The sequence below is a fragment of the Pseudomonas sp. ANT_J28 genome, assembly GCF_008370005.1.
Lineage (GTDB): Bacteria > Pseudomonadota > Gammaproteobacteria > Pseudomonadales > Pseudomonadaceae > Aquipseudomonas > Aquipseudomonas frigoris.
The window spans coordinates 1-1,009 of the sequence record NZ_VOBM01000103.1; the positions used below are offsets into that span (position 1 = coordinate 1).

General features: G+C 55.7%; 1 pseudogene. It reads right to left on the reverse strand.

What is annotated here, in order from left to right:
* A pseudogene (locus FQ187_RS29855) lies at positions 1-1,009 on the reverse strand (IS3 family transposase); the annotation flags it as partial.

A 1,009-nucleotide genomic window follows, 5' to 3' on the forward strand; every position in this document is an offset into this window, starting at 1 on the left:
TCGCCCGTTCGTAAACGGTCGGTGGCAGATATCCCAGTTTCGAGTGCAGCCGTTCGTTGTTGTAAAACCCAACGATGTACTCAGTGATGTCGCGTATCGCCTCGGCATGGTTGGCGTAATCACGTCGCCATACGCGCTCCATTTTCAAGCTCAGGAAGAAGCGCTCCATCACTGCGTTATCCCAGCAGTTACCTTTACGGCTCATGCTTTGCTGCATGTCACTTCTTGCCAGCAGCGCTCTGTAGCTCGCACTCGCGTACTGGCTGCCGCGATCCGAGTGGGCGATCAAGCCGGGTGGCGGTTGACGTTGAGCAACCGCCAGCTGCATTGCACTGCACACCAGTTCAGCGGGCATGTTCGGCGCCATTGACCAGCCCACTACCTTGCGTGAGAACAAGTCCAGCACCACAGCCAGATACAACCAGCCACTGCGGGTTCGGATGTAGGTAATGTCTGCTACCCAGGCCTTGTTCGCCGCCTCGGGTTCAAATTGGCGGTTCAATACATTTTCAGCAATCGGCAGGTCATGTTTGCTGTCGGTGGTGTGCACAAATTTACGCTTCCAGGCCGAACGCAGGCCGTTGACGCGCATCATGCGGCGAATCTTGTAAATGCCTACTTCCATACCCTTTGCGCGTAACGCTTTACGCAATGGGCGACTGCCATAACAGCCGCCACTTTCAGCAAACGACGCCTTGAGTTGCAGAGCAACGGGGCAGATCGATGCAGGAGCCTCAGCGCGCTTGTTGGCCTCGTAGAAGCCGGATCGACTAACCCCCAACAAACGGCACACATACGCCACCGAATAAGCCTTCTGTTGCAGCTGCCGAACCAAGCGGTACGTTACTTCAGCTCGCGGGCAAAGAAGGCGGTGGCTTTTTTTAATACATCGTTATCCATCTTGAGCTGACGGTTTTCTTGCTCCAACTGGCGAATACGCTGTTGCTCAGAGGTCAGCGGCTTGCCGATCCCGGCTTGCCCCAACTTCTCGGCCTCATACTGTTGTACC